This window comes from Methylobacillus methanolivorans (assembly GCF_054588515.1).
This window is the reverse complement of record NZ_BAAILT010000004.1, coordinates 510,842-536,017: the sequence shown is the minus strand read 5'-3', so window position 1 is coordinate 536,017 and position 25,176 is coordinate 510,842. Positions and strand designations below refer to the sequence as shown.

The 25,176-nt window shown below is 56.0% G+C and carries 16 protein-coding genes; 1 reads left to right on the top strand and 15 read right to left on the bottom strand.

Annotated elements, in window-relative coordinates:
• Positions 1–14: 14 nt before the first annotated feature.
• The 5 genes from LG202_RS12380 to epsA all read right to left on the bottom strand — a co-directional run bounded on the left by LG202_RS12380 (position 15) and on the right by epsA (position 15,378).
• Complete coding sequence (locus tag LG202_RS12380; protein WP_230348678.1) at positions 15–10,058, bottom strand: filamentous haemagglutinin family protein; 10,044 nt, start codon at positions 10,056–10,058, stop codon at positions 15–17.
• A gap of 16 nt (positions 10,059–10,074) precedes the next feature.
• Complete coding sequence (locus tag LG202_RS12375) at positions 10,075–11,796, bottom strand: ShlB/FhaC/HecB family hemolysin secretion/activation protein (RefSeq protein ID WP_230348677.1); 1,722 nt, start codon at positions 11,794–11,796, stop codon at positions 10,075–10,077.
• Positions 11,797–12,038: 242 nt separating this feature from the next.
• Positions 12,039–13,454, bottom strand: coding sequence for a hypothetical protein (locus tag LG202_RS12370; protein WP_230348676.1), 1,416 nt, complete (start codon positions 13,452–13,454; stop codon positions 12,039–12,041).
• An 80-nt stretch (positions 13,455–13,534) separates the two neighbouring features.
• On the bottom strand, positions 13,535–14,320 hold the full coding sequence (locus tag LG202_RS12365; protein ID WP_230348675.1) for a PEPxxWA-CTERM sorting domain-containing protein: 786 nt from the start codon (positions 14,318–14,320) through the stop codon (positions 13,535–13,537).
• Positions 14,321–14,586: 266 nt separating this feature from the next.
• Complete coding sequence (gene epsA, locus LG202_RS12360; protein ID WP_459724922.1) at positions 14,587–15,378, bottom strand: XrtB/PEP-CTERM-associated transcriptional regulator EpsA; 792 nt, start codon at positions 15,376–15,378, stop codon at positions 14,587–14,589.
• 258 nt (positions 15,379–15,636) lie between these two features.
• On the opposite strand from epsA, the gene LG202_RS12355 reads away from it, so the two are divergent.
• On the top strand, positions 15,637–16,230 hold the full coding sequence (locus LG202_RS12355) for a lytic transglycosylase domain-containing protein (RefSeq protein WP_230348673.1): 594 nt from the start codon (positions 15,637–15,639) through the stop codon (positions 16,228–16,230).
• Between the two features lie 34 nt (positions 16,231–16,264).
• On the opposite strand, the gene LG202_RS12350 is transcribed toward LG202_RS12355, so the two are convergent.
• The 10 genes from LG202_RS12350 to LG202_RS12305 are packed head-to-tail and all read right to left on the bottom strand — an operon-like array spanning position 16,265 to position 25,175.
• Positions 16,265–16,993, bottom strand: coding sequence for a type II secretion system protein (locus LG202_RS12350; protein ID WP_230348672.1), 729 nt, complete (start codon positions 16,991–16,993; stop codon positions 16,265–16,267).
• Positions 16,980–17,360, bottom strand: coding sequence for a type II secretion system protein (locus LG202_RS12345; protein WP_230348671.1), 381 nt, complete (start codon positions 17,358–17,360; stop codon positions 16,980–16,982). Before LG202_RS12345 ends, LG202_RS12350 begins: the two co-directional genes overlap by 14 nt.
• A complete protein-coding gene (locus LG202_RS12340) occupies positions 17,360–17,836 on the bottom strand; it encodes a type II secretion system protein (RefSeq protein ID WP_230348670.1) in 477 nt (158 codons plus the stop codon). Before LG202_RS12340 ends, LG202_RS12345 begins: the two co-directional genes overlap by 1 nt.
• Positions 17,837–17,846: 10 nt before the next feature.
• The gene (locus tag LG202_RS12335) at positions 17,847–19,799 is read right to left on the bottom strand and encodes a secretin N-terminal domain-containing protein (protein ID WP_230348669.1); all 1,953 of its coding nucleotides are present in this window, start codon (positions 19,797–19,799) and stop codon (positions 17,847–17,849) included.
• Positions 19,800–20,420 carry a hypothetical protein gene (locus LG202_RS12330; RefSeq protein WP_230348668.1) on the bottom strand — a complete coding sequence of 207 codons (621 nt, stop codon included), beginning with the start codon at positions 20,418–20,420 and terminating at the stop codon, positions 19,800–19,802. It abuts the gene before it with no gap.
• Entirely contained in the window at positions 20,417–21,013 is a 597-nt protein-coding gene (locus LG202_RS12325; RefSeq protein ID WP_230348667.1) for a hypothetical protein, read from the bottom strand. Before LG202_RS12325 ends, LG202_RS12330 begins: the two co-directional genes overlap by 4 nt.
• Positions 21,013–21,552: a PilN domain-containing protein gene (locus LG202_RS12320; protein ID WP_230348666.1), complete on the bottom strand. Its 540-nt coding sequence runs from the start codon at positions 21,550–21,552 to the stop codon at positions 21,013–21,015. Before LG202_RS12320 ends, LG202_RS12325 begins: the two co-directional genes overlap by 1 nt.
• Positions 21,549–22,337, bottom strand: coding sequence for a hypothetical protein (locus LG202_RS12315; protein ID WP_230348665.1), 789 nt, complete (start codon positions 22,335–22,337; stop codon positions 21,549–21,551). The genes LG202_RS12320 and LG202_RS12315 overlap by 4 nt, the downstream gene beginning before the upstream one ends.
• Positions 22,318–23,994, bottom strand: a complete 1,677-nt coding sequence (locus tag LG202_RS12310) for a GspE/PulE family protein (protein WP_230348664.1) — start codon at positions 23,992–23,994, stop codon at positions 22,318–22,320. Before LG202_RS12310 ends, LG202_RS12315 begins: the two co-directional genes overlap by 20 nt.
• Entirely contained in the window at positions 23,991–25,175 is a 1,185-nt protein-coding gene (locus LG202_RS12305; RefSeq protein ID WP_230348663.1) for a type II secretion system F family protein, read from the bottom strand. Before LG202_RS12305 ends, LG202_RS12310 begins: the two co-directional genes overlap by 4 nt.
• Between the last annotated feature and the right edge of the window lies 1 nt (position 25,176).

The window sequence follows — 25,176 nt, the reverse complement described above, 5'->3', positions numbered from 1 at the left end:
GCTCCATCGCTTAACTACTTCACGATATTGCCAAGGCCGAGCACTTCAACCGACACAAAGGATGGCAATATATTCTTTGGCGAGAAGTCCTGGTTTTGCGGCAGATTCACCATATCTCCCAAGGAGGCGGTTGTAGCAGAGGCCACATTAGAAGTACCTGTCAACGAGCCTGCCAGCGTTCCCATCGAAGCCAACGGTACACCTACAGTCGTGGTACCGACGATATTGCCGGCATTCAGCACGCGATCAGCCACCGCCAGGATACGACCACCGGCAATACCCGCTTCACCGGCATCCAGCGTACCGCGCGGTGTAATCAGCGCAGTGGTGACATTCTCCAGGCTAGGCGCTTCCAGCGGGCCGCTTGGGCCATCCGGGTCATACGATTGCACCTGGATACCGCTACCGGCAGAAGCCCCCTTCATGCGGCGCGTCATGTTGCCCCATGCATCGGTGAAGATTTCCTGTTCCGGCACCGCCACCGCACTACGCGAACCCTTACCTGCATCGATATTGCCGTTGTTGACCCATATCGTCATATCGTTGGCAAACTGGGTAACCACGCGCGACTGGTTGACCTGGAAATTGGTCTCGGCGAAGGCGCGTATCTCGCCACCATTCTCGGTGACGATACCGTTGCCCGCACGCACCGCACGGCCCGGGATACCCACGTTGACCATGCCACCCGGCACCAAGATGTCGATGCTGCCATCGCGCAGGGTGTTGATCTTGCTGTCGAACAGCGTGAGGTCACCCTGGTATTCAATATCCCGCGGGAACAGCATAGCGACTGCATCATCGCCACGCTTGTGGCGCACCACGCCAGCCAGGCTTTCGCCAGATGCCTTCAGTGCCGCATCGGCCTCACCGGATGCCAGCAACTCGGAGGAGTAATGGCGGTAGGCAAAGATGGCCTGCTTGTCGTGATCCAGCGCCAGGTATTTCGTCATGGCCTGTTCTTCGGTCATGCCAGGGGTGTTGTCACCCAGATCGCGTACATACTTGGCCACGGCCTTCAATGTCGCTTCACGATAGGCTGCCATGCCTTCAGCATTACCTGCCAGTACCGCAGGGCCATCACCATTCGGGTTAATGTAGGCATTGATATAGTCTGCCAGTTTCGGCCCGCTGCCCACGCCAGCCAATACGGTAATAGAAGCACCAGTGTCAGGCAGATAGCTATTGATGGTGTTAGCCACACTATTAAGACCACCGCTGGCACCCAGATTGAAATGACGCCCAGCCTGGAACAGGAAGTTACCCGGGCCAGCCAGGTTGTAGCTGGATTTCACCTGTGAGGTTTGCAATATGTCGCGCCCTGCCTTGACGATGGTCAGGTCGCCAGCTGACAGGTTCTGTAGCTGCCCCTGGAAAGTCAGGGTGGTACCAGTATTCGTCATGATCTCGCCAGCGCTAAGGTTGAGGATATCCAAGCCAGCAATAATGGAGGCAGCCTTGGGCAGGCTGATGTGGGTCGCCACATCTTGCTTGCCGATAGTGCCATCCCTGGCCACGATGACCACTTCCTCACGGTTGTTGGTATGCAACGGGATTGTCGCGTGATTGAGTTGTACATAATCGGTCAGCTTGCCAAAACTGTTGGTAGCATCATTGAGCGCCCTAACAGGTGAAAGCACCCCAGGCAACTTGGCAGGATCTGCATCCGACATGATGATGAACTTGGATTGAATGTCGTTGGCCGCCAGCAAGCTGAGATTACCCAGGGACGATGGCATGAGGATGAGGCCCGAATCAGTGAACGCAGAGATTCCACCATTGTAGGCTGTCACACCCAATGTTCCCGGCAACAAGCCTAGACTGGCACGGGCGGATGCCATATTGGTGGAATTCAAGGCCGTGCCGGTTGCAGTCGTTGCAATACGACTGGTGATCGCGGTTCCCACGAAGAAGTTGCCAAAGCTGACATTACCGGTCAATGCAGTAATGTCCAGTGCAGCACGATCAGAGTACGTATTGAAGAAGGCATTGAGGCCAGTATCAGAACCTACCTGGGTGCCAGGCGCGTTCAGGTTGGCCTGGACAAACAGCGTGGGATTGAACACAGACTCGATGAAGACATTGCCAGCTGCTGCTACCGTCGCCGTTGCATCCTGCAAAGCAATCACCGTACCAAAGGTGTTGCCGGTATTGGCAATATCTCCACCAGCTTCCAGCGTGATGTCACCACGGCCTGCGTAGTACATACCATTATTGATATTGCCTGCGGCACGGACATTGATGTCACCACCGCCATCAATGCGGTAATGCGTAGCGTCCACGTAGCGGCCAGTCGTGGGGACGGAGACCGAGAGGTTAGTGATATTGCCACCCGCATTGACGTTGACATTACCACCACCCAGTGCCGCCACACCCTGCCTGAACTGGTCAGGGCGCAGCCACCAGCTGGATTGCAGGTTGTTGATGCCGCCGCCCTGACGGAATAGCCAGTTATTGACCATCTGTTGCTTGCCCATGGCATCTAGCAAGGCACCGGTAATATCGCCACCGGTGTTGATGGAGATATCACCACCATTGGTGAGATAGGCATTGCTTGCAGTATACTCTTCGCCCGCTCTCGGAGGAGTGAAAGTGAATCCGGTAAGTGTGGGTGCTTGCTGACCAGCGGTATAAATCACCGAGGTAGCATTGGCCAAGGTCAGGTTGCCTGATGCAGCAATCTGAATATCACCAGTCCCATTACGTATCATTTTGCCGCTGGCCAGATTGATGTTGCCAATACTGCTGTCAGTCAGCGTCGTCATGTGATTGACAGCATTCATGTCGGCACCCGCCACCAGGTTGATACTCCAGGATTGCCCGGTTCCCACTGTGCTAGTTGTTGCCACACCATTGAAGCCATCGCTGATCGTGCCATTCACGTTAAGATTACCAGTGCTGCGTATGGTCAGGCTGCCATCGCGCCCTTGCGACAATGTAGCCAGGTTCAGGTCACTGCCTATCGTCGTGGTACCAGTGGTCCGGATCTCGGTATGCGGCGCGACAATCACCGCCAGCCCATCGCTGGTCGCCTGGTAGGTATCTGCGGTAGTGGCTGCCCCACTGTAGAATGCAGTGGTGTCCGCACCCACTGTAGCCAGCGTGGCGGCATTGATCGTGCTGCCACTATTGATAACCTTGAGCGACTCCAGCACCACCTTGCTGGCACCGGTAATGGCCGCAGGAGCATCGGTCGCCACTTTGAGGCCGGATGCACCTACACGCTCGGCGCGCATGGTGACTTCACCCTTGGTATTGCCGCTGACATCAATCACGGCGGCATCCGCCAGGCGCTGGCCGCCGGAGAAGACTTCAGCATTGATGGTGCCGGTATCGGATGAGAGCAGCACATCGCCGCCCTTGCCATCGCTGGCTTCAGCCTTCGCCAGCACCTTGCTGCCAGCCTTCAGGTTAAGGTCATTGTGCGCAAACACCTTGACCTTGCCACCCTGCTGACCGCTGGCATCCAGTGTGCCGTGCAGGTTGAAGCTGCCATTGTCGGCGCTGAGGATGATGTTCTGCGCTTTCACCACATCGGCTGCGGCAATGTTGAAATCACCATCGCGCAGGCGCAGGCTGCGGGTAGCATCAAAGCCACCCGCATTCAGTGCTGCATTTAGGGTGGAGAAATCGGTAATGCTCTTGCTATCCAGCAGGAAGCTGCCGCCCGTATTGCCCTCGGCAGCCTGGCCCTTGAGGCTGTTGGCTGCCACTTCCACGCTGCCGTTCCTGGCGGTCATGGAGATCGTACCGGCATTACCGCCGCTACCGCCGCTCACATTCACGACCGCACCATCCATGACACGGATATTGCCCTGGTCGGATTGCAGTGCCACCAGCCCGCTCGGTGTATGCGCAGTGTACTTGTCAAAGGCCACGGCCTTGGAACCGGCATTGATATTGGCACCTGCCACTACATCCAGGTTACCCTGCGTGGCCTTGGCCTTCAGCTGGCCTGCCAGCAGCTCGATATTGCCGCCCAGTTCCATCTCTCGCGCCGTGAGGTCCAGCTTGGCACCTATGCCGTTGCTGGCCTGGGTAGGCTGGCTGCCGTTACCCGCAAGGCTGAGGCTGCCCTGGCTGGCATTGACGGCATAGTTCGTACCGGTTGCCGCTGTTACACGCTGGCTGGACAGGCTGACCTGTTGTGCCGAGATCGCCAGTGCACCGTTACCGGAAAACACGGTATCGCCCTCGCTATTCATCGCCACCTGCTCGAAGCCACCGATATTGAAATTGCCGGCCCCGGCTGGCGAGGCTGCACCCTTGCCCTCGATGGCAATGCTCTCTGCATTGATGTTGAGCTTGCTACCCGCGACATCGCTGGCTGGCGTATAAACCGCACCCGTGGAGTTTCTCAGGGTCAGCTGGCCGGTGGTCAGGGTAACATCGGCGTTGCCTGCCACTGCATGGCCGCTGATGCCGGCGGCATTGATGGTGATATCCAAGTTTGCGTTACCCAGGCTGACATCACCATAGAAGTTGAGGTTCTGGCGGCTGTTGAGCGTCACGCGCCTGAGATTTCCGAAGCTGGACAGTAGGCTATCATCCACGCGCAAACCATCAAGGGCGGGATCAGCATCCCCTACTAGGATATTGTTGGCACCCAGTGTCAGGCTACCATGCGGTACCGGCTGACCATTCACTTCATGTGCAAAGAAGCCCAGATTGCCTTCCACATCGGCAGTGCCTGTGGCATCCAGTACCAGCGATTCATGCGCTGTGATCTGGCTACCGGCGGCAATGTCCAGCGTACCGCCCAGCGTAGAACCGGAAGTCGCTACGCGGTCATACACCAGGTTATGCTTGCCCGAGATACCCAGCAGGGCACCATCGCCACTCACGCGCACCACGCTATCAGTCACCTGCCCCGATGACTTGGTGCTGATGCGTACATCACTGGCAACACTGACCTTGTCGGTGGCGGTTGCCAGCAGCTCTTCCACCTTGAGTTCGTGCTCTGCACCCGTGTTGGCAAAATTCACCTCGCTCGCCACGGTGGTGATCTCCAGGCCTTCCTGGCCCTGGTTGCGTCGGCCACCGAGCAGCAGGCTTTCGGCATTGAGTTTGTTCAGTGCATCAGCAGTCACCTGCAGGGCACCGTTATCCGGCCCCACGCTGGAGACCACATTGATACGGCTGGAGACAATATCCACCAGTGCGCCGCGTCCATTCAGGCCTACATCGGTCTTCACCGTGCTGCCCAGGCTCAGGCGCTCACTGGCCGCAAGCACCAGTTGCCCGGCATCCACTGCCAGGCGCGGTACTGCGGTGCCATTCTTCTTGGCTTCATTGGTAAAGAATTCATTGCCGCTCGACAACAGGTATTCAGCGGGTACCTTGATGCCGGAGTTTTCCGGGTCGCGGAATACCGCACCACTGGTCAGGCGGAAGGTGCTCCAGTTGGTGGCGCGGCTGCTCTGGTTGACGTTGCTGAAAAAGCCGCTGCTGAGGATGGATCCATCAAACGTGGTGGTCGATACACCGGGTAACAGGCCCTTGCCGGATTGCAGTTCCACCATGTATGCCCCTTCCAGCAGGGCATAACGTGCTGGCATCAGGGTGTAGTAGCCAGCGGCAATACCATTGCCGCCAGAGATATAGATGCTGGAACCAACAGCCGGGGCTGCTCCACCGCGCTCCACATAGTTGTAGTAATTGTAGTCATACGGGGCGTAGTCGCCCTGCAATGACGGCAGGATGGCATAGGTGTTCGGCTTATCAATCAGGATATCCTTTGAGCCACCCAGGCCATCGATGAATTCATAGGCGAAGGTATCGCCGCTGCCGGAAATATCCACCACGGCATTCGAGGCCGACATATCTACATTCGGTGCACTCAGGGTAATGCGCTTCTCCATGGGCTTGCCGCCTATGGTGGCGCCACCCGGCAAGTCCCACAGCGAACCGCCATCGCGTGTCACGCCATAGGGGATCAGCAAGCCTGCTGCCGAGGTGGACGTCAGGCTGCCTGCACCCAGGGTCAGGGTATCAGTGGCTTCCAGCGCCAGCTCACCCAGTGGGGCCAGCACCACGCCATCCTGCTCAATATCCTCGGCCTGGATGGTGAGCTTGCCGCCTGCACTGAACACCGGCTTGTACTTCTCGCCACTAGATTTCACCGTGACGGTGCTGCCTGCACCATCGGCCTTGATCGTATATTCACTGTTGGTGACGGGATACAGCTGCCTGCCGGTCATCACCAGCGAACCAGGGGTGACCAGTGAGCCCTTGTTATCATCAATATGGCCACGCATACGGATATCCAGGCGGCTGGTCAGCTCGGCACGGTTGATACCGGAGAAATTGAGGTGACCGCTGAGGTCTATCCAGTCTGCTGTCGCGCGCAGCAGGCCATTGCCAGCCACGATGTCGTTACTGATGCTGGGCGAACTCATCATAATGTGCGAGGCCTGTAGGTCAACCGTACCATCGTTCATCACGCTGAGGCGCGGGGTTTCCAGAGATAACGTCTCACCAGCCTTGAGCCTGACACCATCTTCGAACTGAATACGGTCATGCTGGGAGGAGCTGGGGTCGCGACCCTCGCTCTTACTGGCCAGGCTGACATGGTCAAACTGCGCCTTGTCGAGCTGCTCAGTGGAAATCTGTGCCTTGCCCTCGAACGCAGCCAGGCTGTCACCTGCATTGAGGCTGCCCGCCTGCACCTGCTTCTGGCTGGTCACCGTCAGTACACGTTCGCCAGTAGGTGGTGCAGGGTTGATCGCGATGGGAGTAGCGTTGGATTCAAGACTGAGGCTGAACGAGCCACGCTGGCCCGTGCCCTGTACATCGGCAATGAAGTCACCATCCAGCAGCGCACCTTCACGCGCTCTGACGATGATGTCACCTGCCGCGCCGTATAGCGTGGAGCTGATATAGCGACCCTGTGCATTCGCACCCAGATCAACCTGGCCGGAAACACCTGAGACATTGATCTTGCTGCCCTCCTTGGTCACTACGAAACCGAGGTTGGCATTGAAGGTAACGCTGCCCGCATCATAGACACGCGCCATCAGCAGGTTATTGGTTTGTACTGGCGGGCGCAGGTAATAGCCGGAAACATCAATCACCGAGCGCTCACCCAGCCAGATGGCCTGGGTGTTGTCGTAACCAACTGCACCCGGATTGCCGTTGAGGTTTAACTCCACATTACCTGCCGGGGTGATGATGCTGCCCAGCATGTGCAGGCCCTTGCCTGCGGTCAGCGTCACCTTGCCCACATTGCCAGCCGCATCAGGAATGTCGGTGCGTATCGTGGTGTTCTCCAGCACCGTCAGGGTGCCGAAGCTGAATTCATTGTTGTAGGCCGCGAATGCCAGGGTAGCCGGGGCGCGCAGACCCTCGGCCTTCATGACCGGGGCCGCGACAGTACCCGTCAGGTTATTGGTAGAAGCCTGTGCGGCATAACCCGGCGTAATTTGCAGTGTCTGCATCTTGGGATGAATCACACTGGCCTTGCCCGAGGTATCACCCACCACGAACTCGCTGTTGCTGCCAGTCGAGGTAATCGCATAGTGCGAGAAGCCACCCTGCTCGAAGAAGTCGGCGCCCAGCCAGAAGCCGCTACCGCTATCCTGCCCACCGATATGGACATTCTTCAGGGTACTGATCGCAAGTTGGCCACCCTTGGTGAAACCATAAGCCTGCATCTGCGTCGGCAATACAATCTCGCTGCCACTATGCAGGGTAATATTGCCGCCGTCCCCGGTTGCCAGTTCACCCTTGCTGTTGAGCCATGCACCTGCACTGGTATCCAGTTTCGTATTCTGGCCAAAAGTCAGGTGGTTGCCTTCCAGCGAGATATTACCGCCATCGAGGGCCACCGGCATCTGCTGTGCACCCTGCATGCCACGCGTGTCATTGGCCCAGGTACCGGCAGTGCTCAGCGTCACGTTATCGGCCACGTGCACATTACCGTTGGCTGTCTGCGTGGTTGCGGTGATGTCACCACCCGGTGTGGTGATGTTCCTGTTGATGCTGACGTTGTCACCCTTGAGGCCCACAGAACCGTTGGCCGCGGTGGAGATGACCTTGTCGACAATCACATCCCCCATGCTGGTGAGCTGCACATGGTTGAAACCATTGTCCAGCATCTTGGTATCAACCACCGCCTCGGTGGCGGTATTGTTGCTGCCGAGCTGGAAGCTGGCATCCAGGGTATTGGCACGATCTGCCACACGCAGTGTCTGGGTACCTACGGTCAGGTTGAACTTGCCACCGTCAGGCAACTGGCTGCGCTGGGTAATGTCATGGCGCGTATTCGCCACCATGCTGCCTTCCAGCACGGGCGCGCCGCCACTGCTGGTGATGTTGACCGTGCCAGCATCCTTGCCCTGGCGATAAGCCTGCTGGTACTTGCCGCCCATGCCGAGGTCAAAGCTCTCGCTCATCCCGGTTTTCGGGTCGGTAATGGTGAGTACATCAGCGATGGAGTTATACGGTGTGTTGCGGTCTGCCTTGGAGATCGCCACGATCTTGTTGTTGTAGACCAGGTTGCTCTCGCGGATCACGCCTGCGGCATAGTCGATCACGCCACCGGAGACATCAATCACCGAGCCACTCTTGGTGATGACATCACCCGCCGAGGTGATGTTGACCGTACCACCAGCACTCATGCGCTGGGCGATGGTCTGGGTCTGGCCTTCAAGGTAAGGGGTAATATCAAACAGGTCGGTACCCTTGCGCGCGTCTACATACAGGGTCTGGCCCAGCAACGGCGATCCCTTGAGCAGTGGGGTATCCTTGGACTCCTCGGAATAGAAGCGGATCACCAACTGATTCTGGTCCATGGTGCCTGTAGTATCCACGCCGGAAACATCAATACGCGCGGTATCACCCAGCAGCACGCGGATAGGCAGGCCACCACCCACCGGGTTGGCATCAGCCAGTGCGTTGATGTTCACCACGCCGCCCTTGGCGAGTAGTTTGCCCTGCACGTCTATGCTACGGCCCTGCACCGTGATATTGGAGGCGGGCAAGGTCACCTTATTGCTGATTTTTTCGGGGTTGCCGGTTTCCACCTCCACTTCGGTCACGCTGTTGGCACCGATATTGACGGTACCAAAACGCTCGGCCTGGAACACGGCGCGAGTACCACCGCCCTCATTCGCAGGGATGGATACCTGGCTGGTGCGCACGGAATCACGCGCCAGCAGGTGGATGGAGCCATTGGCCCGCACCGAGGTAGTGGCCTTGATGGTGCCCATCTGGTTCACTGCCAGGCCGATCAGGGTGACATTGCCGCGCTCTGCCAGGATCTCGCCGAGGTTGGTGGCAGTACCACCGCCATCCACTTCCACCAGCATGTTCGCCGTGTTGTCCTGTGATTTCAGGTAGACCTTCTCGCCGGCCGCGAGAATGGTCTGGCCTTCCGGCGTGACGATAATGCCGTGGTTTTCCACATCCTTGGCCAGCAGCACTACCTTGCCACCTGTGGCAGCCGTGAGCTTAGCACCGGCTTCCACCTTGATGAAACCACCAGTATTGCTGAAGGTCTCGCCTGCCAGGTTATTGATGAAACCCTGCGTGAACAGGGTATCGGTCATGCTGCTGGATGTCATCGCCCAGATCGAGCCCAGGTTGACCTGGGCCGTGCCGGCAAAAATGATGCCGTTATTGTTCAGGAAGTAATTGTTACCCTTGCCGGTAATCGTACCGGCAATGATGCTGGGATCATTGTCATGAATGCGGTGCAGCATGCTCCAGCCAGCCTGCTGGTTGATGTCCAGCGTATGGCCTGCCGCCAGGTTGAACTTGAGCCAGTTGGCAATCGCCTGCGGCGCGCTTTGCTGGATGGTGGTCAGTACCGGGGTTGCCCCGACAATCTCGGCGCCAACCCAGTTACCGCCGCCAGGCACCAGGCCAGAAGATGGCAGCGGAATGATCTCGGCCACCACCTCGCCAGAGACCAGCATCGCCATGATCATGGCCAGCAGTGCCCGGCGCCGGCTGCGTGCGCTTGAGGCGCTACCTGCGGTTTGCGCAGTCGCCACTTCCGGTGCAGGCACGAACATGCCCAGATGCTTGCTGAAAACGAGACGGAACAGACCTTGATTCATTTTGATACCCCTTCAACTACCAGTCATAACCCAGGCGGAAATGCACCAGCGAATCGCCCTTGTCGATAAAGCCAGCCGAGCCTTCCTTGCCCTTGGTTTCCTTCAGTGCCCAGGCCAGGTCGAGGTTGGCATATACACCGCGCCATTTCTTCAATTGCAGCCCCATGCCCACCGAGGCGAGGTCCAGTCGCTCGCGCTCACTCGGGCCGGGGTAATACACCGAGGTATAACCCGCGCTGTAGAACAGCGAGGCATACAGTTCACCCGTGCTCATGCCCAGCCACGGTGCCAGTGAGGGAGTACGTACTTCGGCCACGCCATACAGGCCCTTGTCGCCCACTGCGGTGGCTTCGTAGTAGCCACGGACAGAATCGGCACCACCGAGGAAGAACTGTTCATTCGAGATCAGCTGCCCGGTGGCAGCCTGGCCTGCCAGCTTGCCGAACAATTGCCAATCCTTGGGCAGGCGGTAGGTATGCTTTAGCTCGCCGCGCAGGTAGGCAAAGCTGCTTTCGGTATGCAGGCGATTCTTCTTGTTGAAGAAATCCTCTTCATCCGACATCACGCCGCGAATGGCAAAGGTCAGCCCCAGGTTCATCTGCGTAGTGGTCTTGGTAGTTTGCAGCGTGCTGTCATAGGCCATGCTGAATGGCATATAGCTGATCGGCATGCTGTCGACGTTGTTGCCATTGAGGCCGATCACCTCGTCGAAATCCTTGTAATCGACGCCCACGCTCAGGTTGTGGAAGTAGCCGGAAAGCAAGGGAGCAGGCAGAGGATGGATATAACGCACACCGAAGATATTGCCGTTACCCACCACATTGACACCGCCCACACCGCTGACCACATTCACATCACTGCGGGAAATCACGCCATACATGGCCCAATAATCGCCTTCCTGCGTGGGGATCAAGTAATTGGCGGACAGCACGCGGGTTTCGTCCGTACTTTCCGGCGTGACCTGAAAACTCAGCGACAGGCTGTGATCGAGCTGCCACAGATTGTCATAGCGCACCGATCCCACCAGTCGCGACTTGGTGGTATTGGCCATGTAGCGGTTATTCACTTCGAGGTTGGCATGCAGTGGCAGCTTGTCCTCCACCTTGAGGTCGATCTCCACCATGCCTGGCGTCTTACCCGCGCGCATGACCGGGGCCACCTGCCTGTCCTGCTGTCCATTCAGGCTGGCCAGCTGGCGTTGCACATTGGGGAAGTAAGGCACCTTGCCCTCGGCCAACTCGGGTGCGCGAGACTTGATGACGCCCAGCGAGTAGTACTTGGCACCCACCACACGTAGTTTCTCGATACGTCCTTCCAGCACTTCCAGGCGCACGGTCTTGTTGAGGATTTCCTGTTCGGGCGTGTTGACGAATACCGTGGGGTAACCCAGATCATGGAAGGCCTTTTCCAGTGCAGCGCGTGCACCTTCTACATCATCCACGGTCTTGCCCTCGCCAAGGAAGGGATAGATCGCCTGCTCGATGCTTGCAGCTGGCAAGACGGTATTACCCTTTACCTGGAATTCCATGATGTCGAAGGTTTCGCCAGGCCCGGCTTCTGCACCAAGCTCCGTCGCTGCATCGGCAGGCGTGGCTGTTCCAGGAGCGACTGTCTCCGGTGTGGCATCGTCAGCGACGGTGCCTACCTGTGGTTCAGCCGCCAGCACAGGTGACAGGCCAGTCACCACCATCCAGGTGAAAATCAGTAAAGAGGTTACACGCACGCTTGATACTTTCATGAACTCAAAATGCACATAAAAAAATGGCAAATAAAACAAGCGGAGCATCATTGATGATTTCCCCATGTTTTACTGGCCACTCTCGGTGAGGGTTCTTGGTGTTTCATTACCCCAACCGTAGTGGGGCATATCATAGAAATGACTTATGACATGTCCATGACGAATGAGAGTAAAAAGCACTTTCCTGCTTACGCAGGAAAGTGCGAGTGCATCACAGGGTATTCACCCTTGTTATTGCTGTATTAGTTGAACAGTTGCTGTGCAGCGCAGTTGTTACCGAAGCGTGTACCCTTGGCAACAACAGCCAGCTCGCTAGAGCTACCTGTGCTGCAGCTGGAGCCGCCCAGTGGGTTCAGTGTCAGACCACGTGGTACGTCAGCGCAGTTATTAGGGTTACCCAGTGCGGAAGTGATCGCTGGGATCAGGTTGCGACCGAAGGTATCGGCAGTGTTAGCCACGAAAGAACGCATTTCGATGTGGAAACCGTAGTTGCCGTTGATGGCGGATTCGCGAGCGAATTCCAGGCCATCAGCAGTACCGTTGGCGTTAACGTCAACTGTACCGGCTTCTGGGTGAACGCCATCCAGCTTCAGGTAACGGTAACCAGCGTTAGCAGCAGACTCAGTGCGCCAGTTGTTTTCCATGGACAGAACACCGATAGCGAACTGGTTGTTGGTACCACGAGTTGTCAAAGCAGTCTTCACGTTACCGGAACCGCTGTGCTCAGTGACGAAGAAGCTACCGCCGCTATCAGCCGCTGCAGCTGGCTCCAGACCTGCTGTGGAGCATGGGTTCTTCAGGAAGTAAGCATTGGAGCTAGCTTGTGTACCGGAGCTGGCAACACGACGCTCCAGGTAAACAGCCTTGCCTGCACCTGCATCACCAACCAGTGGGGACCAGTCGGACTGGTAACCAGAGAACTGAGCCACGATGGATGTGTACTGAGAGGAAGAGATGTTAGGGGCATTGGCCGGGCTGAAAGCAGCGTCAGCAGCGTTGGCAGCAGCTGTAGAAGCGTAGATGCCTTGTGCAACCTGCAGGGCACGGTACAGAGGAATAGTCACGGCCACACCGAAGGTTTGACCTACGTTGGCTTCAACTTCAGTACCAGCTGTAGAAACGTCAAAACCGAACAGGGAAGCTTCAACGTCGGAGAAACCACCAGCTGGCTTGGCAACAGCACCGTCAGGAGTAGCAGCTGGGTTTACCAGTGTGCAGCTCTTGTAGTTAACGTGACCAGGGAAAGCGCTGGTTGCAATTGCGCAGTTAGCGTTTTCCAGGCGACGCAGACGTTGCAGTTGAGTGCCATTGATGTGTGGAGCGTAGGCATTCAGGGAACCGTCGAATACCGTGTGGTAAACCACGGAAACGCGGCCGCCACGTGTACAGGCGTAAGCAGCGTAGTTACCCAGGGAACCAGGGCGAACGCTGGTGTCGGAGCTGGAGTTGGAGAACAGGGATACGGAGTTTGCATCGCAACCCAGTTCAAAACCACGGAAGATGTTGAAAGTAGGAGCAGAAGCGCCAGAGATCCATGTCTCTTGCAGGGTACCAGCTGTACGAGCAGCACCGATCTGCGCAGGGGTTACAGGGGCAGCCAGTACGGAACCAGCAGCTAGGGTGGCCGCAACAGCCAGAATCATTTGTTTTACTTGCATTTGAAACTCCCAGTGATCAATCTTTATTGGATATTTCCAAGGAATGGTTCCCACCCTTGTGGGATGGGAACCGACTGCTATTAAGCAGCCTTGCGACGACGTGCAGCAGCACCTACCAAGCCAAGACCTGCCAACAACAAGGCATAAGTTTCTGGCTCAGGTACAGCAGCAACGGCATAAGTTAGAACACCATTGGCATCCAGCTTGAATGAAGCATCGTATTCAGCGAATGTCAGCTTACCCAGGGAACCAACTGCGCTGTAGTACTGAACGACACCCAGTTCGTCACCGATAGCGCCAGTTACCAGAGGGCCAATGCCGTAGAACTTGTTACCAACGTAGAACTGACCACCGTAGGAATTTAAGGCACCACCACCAATGCTGGCACCGTTTTCAACGGAACCGTGGTTACCCAGAGCGTTGTTGGCGTTAATGTAACGGTCAAATTGAGCTTGAGGAGCGCCGAATTGAGCCATGCGCAGGCTGTCTGGCAGAGTTTGGCCTTCACGGAAAGTCGTGATGAAACCCATGGAGCCAGCTTCACTGATGCTACCTACATAGTCAGTTGCACCAATCGCCCAGGAAAGACTGCTGCCGGAGCTAGTGATCGCATTCCATGCATCAGCATAATCCCCGGAGGCCAGGTTCCAGCTGAAGCTGGAAGCAGAGGAAGCACCACCTACAGAGAAGCCAGCGTAGTCAAAGCCCAGATCAAAAGCAGCAGAAACATTGTTACTAGCATCAATAATGGTCAGCACCAAGCTACTACTGCCAGTCTTACCATCCACCATTGCAGCACTTGCAACACCAGAAACACCCATCACTGCAACAGCGGCAGCTACCAAAGCCTTCATCTTGAAATTCATGGTTATTACTCCCGAAAAAATTTAAAAGCAGAACACTTACGAAACATCTTTGAGCCGCTACATTCGTCACGCTGCACACTACCGAACGTACCCAACTGCGCCTTCTCAAAATTCGCGACTGGGAGCATCTTAGAAATGGAATATGAAGTAGGTATGGTCTCGTTCTAGTTCTTTAGGACTAGGTTGAGCGGGTGTTGAGTTGGCAAGACTCATAGAGAGACAAGCAGGCAGGTACGCCGCTTGTCTAAGGCAAGGAAAACTCAGGCTTAATGGCGAATCAGGCCGAGACGCGAGGCCTTGGCTGCCGCATGACTGCGGTTTTGTACATCCAGCTTGCGCAGGATGTTTTGCATGTGGTTTTTTACCGTCAATGGGCTAATTTCGAGGATGGTGGCAATTTCCCAATTGCTCTTGCCGGTATGCACCCATTGCAGGATTTCTTTTTCGCGAGCGGTGATTAAGCCTGCTGTCGCACCATCGCCCAACACCTCATTGATATTGGCCATCCCTTCACTCACACGCATGAGTACAGAGTGCAAATAAGGCACCAGCAACTCCAACATGTAGGCATGATTGGCACTAAGCTCACCAGCCACGCGTGAAAAACAGAAGAAAGAGGAAATACTGCCATCAGCGGAAGACAAGCCGTAGGCAGCCAGATTACGCAACTCACTTTCCTGCAGATTGCCAGCATCGATTTTAGGCACGGTAAAACTGCCGAAATGACCATCCTTCAGATAAGGATCTACCAACACCGGCTGCGCAGTATGCTGCCAAGACTGAATTGCCTTCATCAGCACGCCTGACTCTTCATCCATCGCGATGGTCACATGCGCATCCGTCACATAGCGCGTGCTGCTGAATGTCTCCAGCGAAAATACGCGCCCCGCACCAATGGCAAAACCGCAGAGTAATACTTCGTGCGGTAGCAAAAACTGAAAATGTCCCTGCAACCAAGAAAAAAACTGTGCCTTCTTCTTGATCCGCAATGATGCATCAACCACCTCCAGAAAAGCACTAGCCTGGTCTGGCGTGAGATCCTTGTTATAGTTATCCATAACCCCGAATGATTGTTGTTGCAGCAAATGACCGTCCTCCCCTGTGCACATTGTCTGGCACTCAGGTTTCAATCCCATGAAAACGGTGTGGCATTATCATTGCAATAGCGAGCAATATTCGCTCGAATCGCAGGTTTCGTTTGTTCCCATAGTGTTATAGCAACAACACATGACAAAAGATCGCCTTACCCTAGTCCCAAAGAACTAGTCCTGCACTTTCCAGCCTTCATGCGCACGTCATACCCATGCGTCACGCTCATGGTCATGACTAAACTTGGTTTGATCTTCATCTTGGCTTTCTGGACCTGGCTGTCACTGATCCCGGAATCGCGTGCCGATATTTGCCTGCACGATGACGGCGACGAAGTAATGCATATTTCCAATACCAGCACCGCACCTGAGTGCGCCTGGCGCATCATTGAAGCTGGGGCTTCACCCTCGTCCCCAGGCACCCGCACATTGCCTTTCCATGAGGTAGTCACCACCGCGGCACAGGCCAACCAGCTAGACCCTGCCCTGCTGCATGCCGTCATCAAGACTGAGTCAGGCTACCAAGTGCATGCGGTTTCCCCACGTGGTGCCGCCGGGTTGATGCAACTCATGCCCGCCACCGCGCGCCAGCTAGGTGTTAGCGATGCTTATGACCCCGTGCAAAACATCATGGCTGGCGCACGTTACCTCGGCCAACTGCAACGCACTTTTGATGGCAACCTCAGCCTGACCCTTGCTGCCTATAATGCCGGGCCGGGTGCGGTGAAGCGTCATGGCAATGTTATCCCGCCATTTGCGGAAACTCGGGCTTACGTTCCCAAGGTATTACAGACATACCAACGTATCAGTAGCACCTATTAAACCCACTGCATAACATCAGCTGCTCTTGTGTTGTTTAGCGCAAGCACTGTCGATAACTATTGAACGCCGAGCCTAAGCAACTCTGGCAAGCTGGCGAGGTTAACGCGCCACACCCGCTATGACAGGCCAGATTGGCAGCATCTAGTGCAGCGCCACAACTGGCATATTTCTCTGGGTTACCCGTGCTTCCACTCTCTGCAACGGCAGTGGGGATAGATGAGGCAGCAGGTGCCGATAATGCTGTTGGAGACTGGGAGGTATTGGACGGGGTGCCAACATTGGCACGGCTGACACCGCTATCCGCACCCTGCTTGGCCGAGAACTGCCAATCCTCGTAGCGCTCAGCGCCTGCAAACCCCTGATACGCCTCGCTGAAACCATCCTGCTTGAACGGCCTGGCAGTGGAACGACTATACACCCCCACAATACGTTCCTGCTCCTTGATCAGCCCCCACTCCTTGCTGGCCGTCATCGGGTCGATGTAGATTCTGCGCAAATGATGTTGTGGCTTGGGGCCGCGTTTATCTAGCAACAGGGCTTGCAGGGTAGCGGGGTATTCCTTGATCGGGCTGGGTGTTTGCTGATAATACTGTTTGATGGCAGCCTGCATTTGTGCCCCAACGAAAAGTAGCTCTTGCTCTTTGTCACGCTGCGAAGCTGTATGCCAGGCCTCCCCCAACGCCGCGAGGCCGATGCCGCTGACAGCAATCATCATCAACAAGCCGATGTAGGTAAAGCCGCCTTGTGCTTTACCACTCGGCATAGAGCGAGCCATCCGCTGCCTGGCCTTCTGCACCACTGTGCAGGTCATATAGCTCGCCTGGCATATCTTCCTCAGGCGCCACAATCTGCCATGTTTCACTACTTTCGGTGATCGGGTCCTGCGGCACGGTGCGAATATACTTGCGCTCGGCCAGCTCTTCCAGCGACTCGGGGTAGCGCGCATTGTCGGCGTGGAATTTATCGATGGCATCACGCACCACCGTCAGCGTCTGCTTCAAGGCCGATTCCTTGGCGCGCTCTACACCATTGAAATACCGTGGCGCAGCAACGGTAATCAACAGCATGAGAATCGCCATGACCACCAGCAACTCCACCAGAGTAAATCCTTGCATACGTTGACGCTGCATCACCACTCCCGGTAGGCAATGCCATTTAGGCCAGTGCCATTGCTGAGGGAATACACATCGAATACATCTGCGCCCGCCTGCGGCACATCGGGCGGGCTGGCATAGCTGCGCTTGCCCCAGGTATCCTGCGCAGCGACATCTTTTTCCGGAAACATCGGGTCGCGGGGCAAGCGACGCAGGAAGCGTATCAGGCGCTTCTTGTCACTGCTGGCATCCGGTACACCATTCGCGAGCACGCCAAGGCTAGGTGGGTAACCCGACGATTCAGCACTGCCGATCACCTTGCCATCTTCCACCGCCTTCTTGTAGGCATCTATCGCCGTGCGGATATCACGTAACGCCTGCCGCAACTCGGCCTCCTGCTGGCGCTTGACGCTCCATTGCCCAAGCGGGATCAAGGCGCTGGCGAGGATACTGACGATGGTCAGCGTCACCACCAGTTCAATCAGCGTAAACCCAAGCTGGTATTGCCTCACGTGACTGGCCTTATTGCGTACTGGTCTTGGGCACCACGACTTCCGGTGTCACCAGTGGTACTACAGGCTTGGGCTGCGATGACATGAAGTTATCCTGCGCAGGCTGGCTCTCCTCGGCTGGGGTTGCTACAGGCTCTGGCTCAGGTGTCACCGCCTCAGCAGGCCGCAAACGTTGCAGCATCATATCCCGCATACTCATATTGCCTGCCACGCCAGTCCCCGGCACATTGATCTGTGGATGGTCACTGATACCGCTTTCGGTGCCTGACCAATACTCCATCACTTCGGATTCAGGGCGGCTGATGTTATTGACCACACGTGGCGTAATCGCCAGCACGATTTCTGTTTTCTTGCGATTGTCTGTTTGATTAGAAAATAACCGACCTAAAAGAGGAATGTCACCTAAACCAGGAAGGCGACTAGTAGTTTTACGCTCCTCATCATTAATCAAACCCGCAAGAATCTGAGTTTCACCGTTTCGAAGTCGCAACAGCGTACTCGCATTCCGAGTGCCAATTTGATATACGACACCCCCGCTTTGACCATTCGAGGTTAATGGGGTTTCTTTACCTAAAGAAGATACCTCTAAAGCTATTTTAATATTAACGAAATCATCTAATGTAATTCGTGGTTCTGCCTCTAGCTTCAAGCCAACATCAAGATACTGTACAGTTTGAGAGGATCCCACCCCTGCTGTCGCAACCGTAGTAATCACCGGCACTTTATCGCCCACCAGTACCTGGGCTTTTTCGTTGTTGCGCACACGTATGCGTGGATTGGCAAGGATATTGATATCACCGGTAGTTTTCTTAAATCTTAAGCTGGGATTAGTGTTAAACAAATACGTACTAGAGTTATTACTACGCATTGCCTCAATAGATAGTCCAGCCGAGGCAGTCAGTGAAGTGGGATATTCAATTCCCAGCTCCTGCAAACGCTCTCGTGCCACCTCCATCACCTCAATCTCCAGCATGACTTCTGGATCAGCCAGGTCATTGGCCGCAATCAGCTTTTCAGCGATACGTACCACTTCCGGCGTATCACGGATCACGATCATATTGAGCCGCTCATCGGTGTGTATATCCTTGGTCTTGAGCATGGTCTTCACCATCGCCGAGACATCCTTGGCCTTGGCGTTGGTAAGGTAGAAATTGCGGATCACCAGATCCTGGTAATCCTTGAGCTTGGCCGTGGTATTGGGGAACACCAGTGCGGTGTTCTCGGACAATACTTTTTTCTGCAAGCCGTTGGTGGCCAGCACCATCTCTATCGCTTCATCGATAGGCGATTTCTTGATAAAGACCGTCGCCTTGGTCTCAGGCTTGATGTCTTTATCGAGGATAAAATTAATGCCCGTGGCACGTGCCAAGGCCTCGAATACCATCTTGATATTGGCATCGCGCAACTCCAGGCTCACCGGCTTGTTGAACGCAGGCTTCAGCTTGGGCGGTTCCATCCGCACATGGCTACGCTGCTGTCGGATTTCGCGTTGCAGCCTCAGCGCATCCTCGTCCTGAGGCGCTTCCAGCAGCACTTGGTGCAATACCTCACGTGCGGCATCGGCATCACCCTTTTCCAGCAGTTGCCGGGCATGCTCCACCTGCTCGGCATGTTTGCGTGTGCTCTCGATCAGCAATTGCCCGGATTGCGCCCGGGGATTATCAGGCTCGATGGCGAGCACGCGGCGGAACAACTCCCCAGCATCTCCCATACGCCTATCGCGCAAAGCTGCTTCCGCTTCCGCTAATAATTGACTGACCCCTTGCTCGGCCGCGACACGTGCCCGCTGGCGCTCGCTCACACCTTCAGGCTTTTTTGTGCGCTCGGCCTGTGTGTTGGCAATCTTCTCTTCCGGCGTATCACCCGGAAATCCAGGCTTGGGCCAGGGTGTCAGTGCACAAGAAGACAGCACCAGTAACGCAGCAAGCAGGCTGCTCATGCGCCATGCAGAACTCAACAACATTTAGAGATTCCCCTGTAAATCATCCGGGTCTACCGGCAAATGGCTGGCAGGATTCATGGTCGCCGCCAGCTTGCTTTTCTTGAGCAAGGTTTTGGGCAAGTTAAGCGGTAAATAGGTCAGGTAGAGGTTTTGCTCATCTTCCTTGTCCAGACGCCAGCTACGGTCGACATTGTCGCCAACGGCAATGGAATACACCTGGCTGGCACTGGCAAGCAAGATCACGGTCCCCTGGGGGCCATCTTCCAGCTTGCCGATATAAGCAAAGCTTGGCTGCGGTGCGACTGGAGGTGGTGGTGCCAACTCGGCTGCAGTTTTCACGGGTGGCACATACCAATGCTGTGGTTTAAATAAATCAGCCTGGGCATGTTGAGCCTCGGCATCCACATGGCGGCCTTGCAGCAAGCCCCAATCCAGATAGTGCTGACTTGCCTCTGCATCAGCAGCAGCGCCCGTCACGGCTTTGGTAGCAGCCACGGAGCGAGTGCGTGCTGGATGGGAAGCCGCCAATAGCTCGTCATCTTCCTCATCCTCCATGCTGAATACCAGCGCCAATGTCAGCAATAAGCCCAGTACCAGCAGCCATGGCCGGGTTTTCCCCGCAGAAGTTGAAGGCATACTCATACAGCCCGCTTCCTGATAAAGAACACTAGGCGCAACCGTGTCTTGATCTCCGCCTCTACGGCTTCACCACGCTCAAAACCCAGCTCGGCTAGCGCTACGTTAGGCAAGGCATCCAATATATCCAGCACGAGCGCCTTCACCTCCTGGTAATTACCTTGCACCGGCACGCTGGCTTCAAAACGCCTGACATTGCCTTGTCGTTTTTCCGTGAGTGAATACTCGCCTTTCACCACCTGCAAGCCATGCCCTTCTGCCAGGCGGAACAATACGCCCAGCTCATCCGGTAAGCGCTGGATATCAGGAAAACGTGCATCGAATTCAGCCAACTCCTGCGCCAAGACTTGTTCGGGCGAGCTCACAGGCTGCTGTTGTGGCTGTGGGTTGAGGCTTGATGCAGCTTCCTGTGCCTCTACATTCTGCTGTAGCTGCGATAATTCACGTTGCATGGGTAACAGCCACACCACCACCAGATAAACTGTCGTCAGCAACATAGCTACCAGGGCTAGGCCTTGCCAACCCAAGCGGTATTGCACCCGGCGCACAAGCCATTGCAGGCGCTGGAGATCAAGCGAACGCTTCATCATTGCTTGCATCACGCACCTCCCCAACGGACAGTGATACCAAAGCGGATGAAATGTGCCATGCCGCCATCCTGCGGTTTTTCCATCACTTCATGCTCATCCAGGGTCACATCCTGCATTTCTGGTACAGCTTCCAGTCGCTGCATATACGCCAGCAGGGAGGTAATATCCCTGGCTTCCCCCTTGAGGCGTAGCTTGCCCTTGGCCGCGTCCGGCCGTATCGCCAGCAAGGCGATCTCTGGCTGAGCAACTTGCTCCAACCGATTGAGCAAGACAGGCCAAGGGCGGCCTAGTTCACCCAGTATGGTGTTGGCTTCCTTGATTGCTGATTTTTGTGTGGCAGATAGTGCCTGCGGCTGGATAGCAGTGACTTGCACCGGCTTGCGGGCATCTTGCACCTGCTGCAAGCGTTGCTCCAGACTACTGCGCTCAGTATGCATCTGCATGAGTTGCCAGCCACATAGCGAGGCCAGCGCTACCGCTAATACCAAGCCAATCAGGAAGCGTGCCCCCTGATCCCGTGCAGCCACATGATTGAGCGTTAGCTTCATGCACTTACTCCCGCCAGCGTCCAGTTAGCTTGTGGTTGCCAGGAGATCATGCGTGGCTGCATAGCATCACCTGCCAGTTCGTATACTTGCACTGGCGTTGCATCCGCCATGTCGAGCTGTAAACGCAGGCTGCGCACACTGGCCTCCAGCGTTGATTGCCAATCGTCAGTCATCGGTTGCAGTCGTACTGCTGTCCAGCTACGGTTCTGCCAGGCCAACAGGCATAACCGTCCAGCCTCCCGCAGAACAAAAATGCCATCAGCCCCCGACGTGGCTGCATGATGGAAAGCATATGCCAAGGCAGGCGCTACACTGACCAACCTACCTCCTGCCTCAAGTACCTGTTGCCTCAAGGCCGTCAACAGTGCCTGATCCACTGCACTGGCCAACCCATTGCCACCGAGTGTGGCCAGACTGATCTGGATATCCCACTCTGCGACGATGTCACCGTGCACACGCTGAAAGGCATGGCGGCACAGCATGGCCAACTCTTCACGACTGGTCGCGCCATCAGGATTGGGCACAATGGCATAACGCATAAAATCACTGGATAACACTATCTCAACCCGCGCACCGGCGGTACCCGCCTCCTGCATCGCTTGCGGCAGCAGGGCAAGGAGTGAATCATGATGATCGTGCTCAAGCTGCACTCTGCCTTGTGCAAACAAGCTGGGCTTGAATACGCCATGTTGGCGCGACCAGCTAATATGCTGCGGATGGAGATGCATGATGAGCCGGGGCTGCCATGCAGCAGGCAGCAGGCGATCAAGCCACGAACGTGACACGGTTGATCTCCTCCAATGTTGTCTCGCCACGCGCAACCGCTTCGAGGGCGGCTTCACGCAGGCTCTTCATGCCACGGGCGCGGCCAGCCTCCTTGAGCTTGCGCAAAGGCTCACGCGCAATAATCATCTCGCGCAGCTCATCATCCAGCGCCAGCAGTTCGGCAATCGCCTTACGTCCTTTATAGCCACTTCCACGGCAATGACCACAGCCCTTGCCATGCCTGAATTGATAATGCGCCACCTCATCGCGGCTGAGGCGTGATTGTGTCAGAAGTTCATCATCCACCTGCACAGCCTCGGCACAGTGCGGGCATACCAGGCGCACCAGGCGCTGGGCCATCACGCCATTCAGCGCTGCCACCAGGCTATAGGCCTCGACATTCATGTGCAGGAAGCGGCTGATCACATCAAACACATTGTTTGCATGCAGCGTAGTGAACACCAAGTGACCCGTCAGCGCTGACTGCACGGCAATCTGCGCGGTTTCCGGGTCGCGAATTTCGCCGACCATGATCTTGTCCGGGTCATGACGCAAGATGGAACGCAGGCCGCGTGCAAAGGTCAGGCCTTTTTTCTCGTTCACCGGTATTTGCAGCACGCCGGGCAATTGGTATTCCACCGGGTCTTCAATGGTGATGATCTTGTCGTGGCCGTGATTGACCTCGGTGATTGCGGCATATAGCGAGGTGGTCTTGCCGGAACCTGTCGGCCCGGTCACCAACACCATGCCATAGGGCTCGCGCACCAGGCGGCGAAAGTCTTCAATAATGTAGTCGTCAAAACCGAGTTGCTTGAGCGACAAACCCTTGGCCTGGTCGGAGAGTGACTTCCTGTCCAACACCCGCAACACGGCATCCTCGCCATAAATGCTGGGCATGATAGAAACGCGAAAATCAACATCGCGCCCCTGCATCATCACCTTGAAGCGGCCATCCTGCGGCACACGGCGCTCAGCAATATCAAGCTCTGCCAGAATCTTCACCCGGGAAACCGCCTGCTCAGCCATATCTGCGCCCTGCATGCTGCCCACATGCACCAGCACGCCGTCAATGCGGTACTTGATCACCAGCCCCGCAGCCACGCTTTCCATATGAATATCACTCACCCCGGATTTCAAGGCGTCGTACAAGGTGGAATTCACCATCCGAATCACCGGGCTGCTATCGGCATGAATGCTTTGCAGGCTTAAGTGTTCAACATCGGCCTGAGTAATCTCGCTGACTTCCCCCACTGCGGTGAGGTTGCCATCCATGGCACGCAGGTCTTCCTCGTGCCGGCTCAAATAGGCCTGAATATCGCGAAAATGCGCCACGCCAGTATAAAAACTGCCTGGCAGCCACTCTGCCGCCCAATCCAGCGCAGCCTGGTCAAAAGGGTCGGATAACACTAGCCAGAGCGCATCGCCCTCGCGCAAAGGCAGGCATTGCCAGCGACTCGCCATGGTAAAACTCATGAGCTCGAATGCAGGCTGCATGGCATGCAGGGACTCCATGCTGAACAGGCGTAATTGTGTCGCCTTAGCCAAGGCTTGCGCGTAGGCATCATCTTCCACGCCCGCCAAGCCCTGTAAGGCATCCATGATGCCGTGATTGCTGTTGGCCGCAAGACGGCGCGCTTCCGTGATATGCGCCTGGCTGAATATCTCTGCCACGCTCATTGCAGGCTACCCGCAAGTTCAAAGATCGGCATGTACAACATCACCACAACAGCACCAATGATGAGGCCAATAAAAATCATGAGTAGCGGCTCGAACAACCGAGTGAACCACTCCAGCCAGCGTGCAATTTCCTCGTCGTGCAGCGTGGCAATATGCTCCATCATCTTGCCCATCTCGCCGCTTTTCTCACCCACACGCAACATGCGCAGCGATACCGGCGTCACCAGCCCAGCGACTTCCATCGCCTCAGAAATGGAGCGACCCTCACGGATCAAGCTTGAGGCTTGGTCCAGGCTTTGATGCATGGAAGCCGTGAGCAGGCCACGTGCCATCTCTAGCGCCTGCTTGATGGTGATGCCGCCTTCCAGCAGCATGCCCAATGTGCGGTAAAAGCGCGCCAACTGAAATACACGCATCTGTTCACCGATGGTCGGCAAGCGCCAGAGCATGGTCATGATGCGTCCTCGCACCTTGGGGCGCATCAATGCCGCAACCAGCAGGCCTAGTAACAAGACACTACCGAGCAACAGGCTCTGACCATGGGTTTCCATGATATTGGCCCAGCCCAGCACCAGCCTCAGCATCCATGCCTGGTTTTCACCGGCATCAGCATAAATCTGCGAAAAACGTGGCACCACATAACCAAGTAGAAACAGCACCACCAGCCCACCTACCGTGATGAGCAGGAACGGATAAATAGACGAAGCGATCAGCTTCTTGCGCAACACCTCGACTTGTTGCTCATAGCCGATATAGCGCAACAGTGCTTCAGGCAAATCGCCAGTGCGCTCACTGGCCTTGACCATGGAGGTATATAACCCAGGAAAGGCTGCAGGATATGCCGCCAACGCTGCCGAAAATGTCTGCCCGCGATACAGCGCTTCCAGCACGCCTTTGAGCACCTGAGCAATTTCCGGGCGCTGCTCTTTTTCAGCAATGCCTTCCAGCGACTCGACCAACCCCAGGCCAGCCTTGAGTAGCGAGAGCAACTCCTGACTAAATAACAGCAAAGGAAAACGTGTGCGCTTACTTCCAGCCAAGCCCTTGGACTCAGAAGATTTAGTCGCCAGTACTTCATATCCCTGGCTGCGCGCCTTGGCTACGGCCTCCTCGGCATGTTGCGCCTCAAGCTCTAGCGAGACCAAACGGCCTGCACTGATTGCCCGTACCTGGTAGCGCATA